Raw genomic sequence first — 5,433 nt, forward strand, 5'->3', positions numbered from 1 at the left:
CGGCCTCGCCGGCCTGCCGAAGGAGCCCTATGAATCGGCGCTGATCGACGGCGCCAATGACTGGCACATGTTCCGGCACATCACGCTGCCGCTGGTCTGGCCCTTCATCATGGTCGCGATCGTGATCCGCACCATCGACGCGCTGAAGGCCTTCGACACGATCTTCGTCATCACCCAGGGCGGGCCGGGAACGGCGTCCGAGACGATGAACATCTTCCTCTATCTGCAGGCGTTCCAGTTCTACAAGATCGGCTACGCCTCGGCCGTGGTGGTGATCTTCTTCGTCATCATCATCATGCTCTCGCTGCTGCTGCTCTATGCGCGGCAGAAGTCGAAATGGAACGCGTGATGAAGCGCTTTTTCCGCAAGGCCGGCTTCTGGGCCGCCGTCTTCGTTCTCGTCTCGCCGGCTGTGCTGGTCTTCCTCTGGATGATCTCGCTGTCGCTCAAGAACGAGCTCGACAACACCGCATTCCCGCCGGTGTTCATCCCCGATCCGCCGACCTTCGCGAACTACGTCGACGTGTTCGCGAAGAACAATTTCGCGCTTTATTTCTGGAATTCGATCCTGGTGACGGGCGGTGCGGTGATCACCGGCCTGCTGGTCGGCGTGCCGGCGGGCTATGGCATCGCGAGGGGCAAGGCGCATAAATTCGCGATCCTGATCCTGGTCGCGCGGATGACGCCGGCCCTGTCCTACCTCATTCCCTTGTTCCTGCTGTTCCAGATCACCGGGCTCGTCGGCTCGATCACGGCGCTGGTGATCACCCATCTGGTGATCACCATCCCGATCATCGTCTGGATCATGATCGGCTACTTCGAAAACGTGCCGATCGAACTCGAGGACGCTTCGCGCATCGACGGGGCGACGACTTGGCAGGCCTTCCGCCATGTGGCGCTGCCGCTGGCCAAACCCGGCATCGTGGTCGGCGGCATCCTCGCCTTCATCTTCTCCTGGAACAACTTCATCTTCTCGGTGGTGCTCGGCGGCAAGGCGAGCCGCACGCTGCCCTCCGCGGTCTACAATTCTCTGACCTTCGAGCAGATTTCCTGGGGCCCGCTGGCGGCGGCGGCGCTGCTGGTCACGCTGCCGGTGCTGCTGGTGACGGTGATCGCGCAGCGCCAGATCGTCGCCGGCCTGTCGGCGGGCGGGCTCAAGGACGGCTAATCGCGCAGGCGCCGTCTCACGCAGCGTGCGACGGTTCCTGCTTCACTCAACATGTCAGTGACGACTCAGTTTAAGAAAGCCCATCACATGGCCCTCTCGCCCCATCGCTTCGGCCTCTCCTGCGCTCTGACGACCCCGATGAGGGGCGACGGCGCGGTCGATCTGTCCCGGCTCGCCAGCCACTCCCGGCATGTGCTCGCCGCCGGCTGCGACACGGTCACCCTCTACGGCACCACCGGGGAGGGCGCTGCGCTCGGCCTGCAGGAGCGCATGGCGATGCTGGGCGCGCTGATGGGCGCCGGCATCGACCCGGCGAGCCAGATCTATGCCGGCATCGCCGCATCCTCGCTGGAGGAGGCGCTGGCCCAGGCGCGGGCCGCGCTCGACATGGGCGCCAAAGGCCTCTTGCTGGCGCCGCCCTTCTACTTCAAGGGCATCAGCGATGACGGGCTCTACGTCTGGTTCGAAAGCTTCATCGCGCAACTCGGCAGTTCGGCGCGCAACATCATCCTCTATCACATCCCGTCCGTGACGGCGGTCGATATCAGCGTCTCGCTGGTGGAGCGGCTGAAGCGCCGCTTCCCCGGCATCATCGCCGGCGTCAAGGATTCCTCCGGCAGCTATGCCAACACCGAGGCGCTGCTGAAGGCCCATGGCGAACTCGCGATCCTGGTCGGGGACGAACGCCAGCTCGCCAAGGCGGTGCGCAACGGGGCGCAGGGTTCTATCTGCGGCGTGGCCAATCTCGTGCCGCATCTGCTGCGGCCGATGGTGTATGAAGGCCAGGACAGCGCCGTCGTGAATGCGCTGGTCGACGAGATCTGCTCCGGGCCGGTGGTCGCCTCGGTGAAGGCGCTGGCCGGACATGTGCATGGCGATGTCGGGTTCGGCCCGATGCGGGCGCCGCTGCAGGCGCTCGACGAGGCTGGCCGCAAGCGGCTTTTCGCCGCGTTCGATTCGATCACGCAGGCCAGGGCGGCGTGAAGGGGGCACGGGGTGAACCAGCCGGAGCAGGAGACGCGGGACGGCGAGCCGCTGAAGCTGAGGGAGCGCGCCTATGCCTCCTTCACCGAGCGGCTGCTGGCGCGCGAAATCAAGCCCGGCCAGTTCGTGACCCAGCGCGAGCTGGTCGCGATGACGGGCTATCCGCTCGGGGCTATCCGCGAGCTCGTGCCGCGTCTGGAAGCCGAGGGCCTCATCAAGACGGTGCCGCAGCGCGGCATGCAGATCGCCCACGCCGATCTCAACCTGATCCGCAACGCCTTCCAGTTCCGTCTGTTCCTGGAGCGGGAGGCGACCGCGCTCTACACGGCGAGCGCCTCGGACGAGGAGGTCGCGGCGCAGCGCGCCCGGCACGAGGCGATCATCGCGCGGGCCGAGGCCGGCGGCGACGAGCGGCTGATCGAGGATGCCGAGGACACCGACCGGCTGCTGCACGAGGCGATCATCGACCATCTCGATAACGACATCGTCAGCCAGGCCTTTCGGGTCACCTGGCTGAAGATCAGGCTGATCCGCCAATACGAGACGCGGATCCAGAACCACATCCTCGTGCCGGTGATGCGTGACCATCTGAAGATCATCACCGCGATCGAGAGCCGCGATCCCGTGCGCGCCGCCGAGGAGATGAGCATGCATATCGGCAATGCGCGCACGCGGGCGATGCAGTACTGAGCCCTTGCTTCAGCCTTCCGGCTCGCCGCCCTTGGCCAGATAGCGGCTGACCGAGACGACGATCTGCTCGTCGAGCGGTCCGATCGCCTTCTCGTCCCTGTCCGCATAGGGCACGCTGAGCAGGACATGGCGGATGGCGTTGAGCCGCGCCCGCAGCTTGTCGTTGCTGCGCACGATATGCCACGGCGCCTCGCCGGAGGAGCGGCCGAGCATCTCGTCGAAGGCGCGGGAATAATCGTCGAAGCGCGGGATCGCCTCGAAATCGATCGGAGACAGCTTCCAGCGCTTGAGCGGATCGTGCCAGCGCGCATGCAGGCGCTGCATCTGCATCTCGCGGCCGATGGTGAGGAAGAGCTTGATCACGCGGATGCCGTCCCGCACCAGCATGCCCTCGAAGACGGGGGCCTCGCGCAGGAAGGTCTCGGTCTGCTCGGGCGTGCAGAAACCCATCACCCGCTCGACGCCGGCGCGGTTGTACCAGGAGCGGTCGAAGAAGACGATCTCGCCGGCCGCCGGCATCGCCGCTGCGTAACGCTGGAAATACCACTGGCCCTTCTCGGTATCGGAGGGTTTGGAGAGGGCGACGATGCGAGCCTGCCGAGGCGGCAAATGCTGGACGAAACGCGCGATGGTGCCGCCCTTGCCGGCGCCGTCGCGCCCCTCGAAAACGATGACGAGCCGTTCGCCGGTCTTGTGAACCCAGTTCATCAGCTTCTGCAGCTCGATCTGCAGCGGCTCCATCTCGCGGTTGTAGCGCTTGCGCTTCATGCGCTTGCCATAGGGATAGTCGCCGCTGTGATAGGCGGCGTCGATGATCGCCTCGGGAAGCGTATCGGCTTCGATGTCGAAGCCCTTCGCTTTCGGCGGCGCCTTGGCCGGCGCGTCCGCTCCGGCCCTGGCGCCTGCGCGCTTTTTTCCGCCGGGTGGCTGCTGGAGCGCCGCGATGCCGTCCGCTATGGAACTCTTCTTCTTCATGGCCGTCACCTCATCCGTCGCGCGTCCCCGAGCCTCAAAGCCTAGCCGGCTTCATCGCGCAGGGGAATTGACGCCTCCGCCGCTTCTGCGCAGGAAGGGGCGCCGCCGATCAACAGGCGGATCGAGCGGGCGTTCCATGATCGACATCGCCGTCCTTTCCCCCGCAACCGCCCGCGGCCTGATCGAGGCGCTCGGCGCGCCGGTGGTCCTGCTCGACGAGCAGGGCATCGCGCGTGCGCTCAGCCCGGCGATGAAGGCTCTCATCCCCGGCCTGGAGGCCGGCAAGCCCCTGGCGCTGCTCCTGCGCGACCCCGATCTGATCGAGGCGATCGAACAGGTGTCGCGCGAGGGCGGGCGCGAGGTGATCGAACTCGTCGAGCGCGTGCCGGTGGAGCGCACCTTCCGCATCTTCATCGCGCCGTTCCCGGGGCAGGGTCCGCGTCACGCGACGCTGCTGACCTTCCAGGATCTCAGCGAGCAGCGGGTGATCGAGCGCATGCGGGTCGACTTCGTCGCCAATGCCAGCCACGAACTGCGCACGCCGCTGGCCTCGCTGCTGGGCTTCGTCGAGACGCTGCAGGGGCCGGCGCGCAACGATGAGCGGGCGCGCGACCGCTTTCTCGGCATCATGCGCGAACAGGGCCTGCGCATGGCGCGCCTCGTCGACGATCTGCTGTCGCTCTCGCGCATCGAGCAGCGGGCGCATGTGGCACCGGACACGCCGGTCGACCTCGTCGGCATCTCGCGCGAGATCGTGGATTCGCTGACGCTGATGGCGCGCGAGCGGGAGGTGACGCTGAAGCTCGCCCTGCCGACCGCGCCGCTGACCGTGGCGGGGGACCGCGACGAGTTGCTGCGGCTGATGGAGAATCTCGCCGAGAACGCCATCAAATACGGCAAGCGCGGCGGCGAGGTGGTGATCACGGTCTGCGCGCAGGACAACGAGGCCTGCCTGTGCGTGCGCGACGACGGGCCCGGCATCGCCCCCGAGCATCTGCCGCGCCTGACCGAGCGCTTCTACCGCGTCGACACCGCCGCCAGCCGGGAGGCGGGCGGGACGGGGCTGGGGCTGGCGATCGTCAAGCATATCGTGCTGCGCCATCGCGGCCGCCTCACCATCGAGAGCAAGCCCGGCGAGGGCGCGGTCTTCCGCGCCGTGCTGCCACGCTACGAGCAGCGAGCGGCCGCCTCCGAGCGTTAACCGTTCATGACAATCGCCATGACGGACTGTCATGCAGCTGTCATACAGACAGTGTTCTGACAGGGCGCTCACGCATCGACCTTAAAGGGACATCCCATGCGCAAGATTCTGGTTCTCGCGGCTGCGGCCGTCGGGATCGCCGGTTCCGCCCAGGCTGCCGACATCACCGGCGCCGGCGCGACCTTCCCCTTCCCGATCTATTCGAAATGGGCCGAGGCCTATCAGAAGGAGACCGGCACGGGCCTGAACTACCAGTCGATCGGCTCCGGCGGCGGCATCCGCCAGATCAAGGCGAAGACCGTCGCCTTCGGCGCCACCGACGCTCCGCTCAAGGGCGAGGACCTGACCAAGGACGGTCTGATCCAGTTCCCGACCGTCATGGGCGGCGTCGTGCCGGCCGTGAACATCGCCGGCGT

General features: G+C 66.7%; 7 protein-coding genes. 6 read left to right on the top strand and 1 reads right to left on the bottom strand.

Annotated features, from left to right (window positions below; all coding sequences use genetic code 11):
- The 4 genes from ACOJTB_RS09135 to ACOJTB_RS09150 form a co-directional block, all read left to right on the top strand.
- On the top strand, window positions 1–349 hold a 349-nt coding region (locus tag ACOJTB_RS09135), incomplete at its 5' end, for a carbohydrate ABC transporter permease (protein WP_420102214.1).
- Window positions 349–1,167 (top strand): carbohydrate ABC transporter permease, encoded by an 819-nt coding sequence (locus ACOJTB_RS09140; RefSeq protein ID WP_420102215.1) that lies wholly within the window; start codon window positions 349–351, stop codon window positions 1,165–1,167. The genes ACOJTB_RS09135 and ACOJTB_RS09140, both read left to right, overlap by 1 nt.
- Before the next feature lie 87 nt (window positions 1,168–1,254).
- Window positions 1,255–2,151, top strand: coding sequence for a dihydrodipicolinate synthase family protein (locus ACOJTB_RS09145; RefSeq protein WP_420102216.1), 897 nt, complete (start codon window positions 1,255–1,257; stop codon window positions 2,149–2,151).
- Window positions 2,152–2,163: 12 nt separating this feature from the next.
- Entirely contained in the window at window positions 2,164–2,841 is a 678-nt protein-coding gene (locus ACOJTB_RS09150) for a GntR family transcriptional regulator (protein WP_420102217.1), read from the top strand.
- Between the two features lie 9 nt (window positions 2,842–2,850).
- Here the strand turns inward: ACOJTB_RS09150 and ppk2 are convergent, their stop codons facing one another.
- Window positions 2,851–3,816 carry a polyphosphate kinase 2 gene (gene ppk2, locus ACOJTB_RS09155; protein ID WP_420102218.1) on the bottom strand — a complete coding sequence of 322 codons (966 nt, stop codon included), beginning with the start codon at window positions 3,814–3,816 and terminating at the stop codon, window positions 2,851–2,853.
- A 136-nt stretch (window positions 3,817–3,952) separates the two neighbouring features.
- On the opposite strand from ppk2, the gene ACOJTB_RS09160 reads away from it, so the two are divergent.
- Both ACOJTB_RS09160 and ACOJTB_RS09165 read left to right on the top strand, forming a co-directional pair.
- Window positions 3,953–5,017: an ATP-binding protein gene (locus tag ACOJTB_RS09160; RefSeq protein ID WP_420102219.1), complete on the top strand. Its 1,065-nt coding sequence runs from the start codon at window positions 3,953–3,955 to the stop codon at window positions 5,015–5,017.
- A 96-nt stretch (window positions 5,018–5,113) separates the two neighbouring features.
- The coding region (locus ACOJTB_RS09165) for a substrate-binding domain-containing protein (RefSeq protein ID WP_420102220.1) at window positions 5,114–5,433 on the top strand (320 nt) is incomplete at its 3' end.

The organism is Allobosea sp. (genome assembly GCF_048595345.1).
Classification (GTDB): Bacteria; Pseudomonadota; Alphaproteobacteria; order Rhizobiales; family Beijerinckiaceae; genus Allobosea.

What these genes read in the sequence shown, in the direction of transcription:
- ACOJTB_RS09160 (WP_420102219.1), top strand. Translation starts at nt 3,953, where the DNA reads ATGATCGACATCGCCGTCCTTTCCCCCGCAACCGCCCGCGGCCTGATC.
- ppk2 (WP_420102218.1), bottom strand. Translation starts at nt 3,816, where the DNA reads ATGAAGAAGAAGAGTTCCATAGCGGACGGCATCGCGGCGCTCCAGCAG.
- ACOJTB_RS09145 (WP_420102216.1), top strand. Translation starts at nt 1,255, where the DNA reads ATGGCCCTCTCGCCCCATCGCTTCGGCCTCTCCTGCGCTCTGACGACC.
- ACOJTB_RS09140 (WP_420102215.1), top strand. Translation starts at nt 349, where the DNA reads ATGAAGCGCTTTTTCCGCAAGGCCGGCTTCTGGGCCGCCGTCTTCGTT.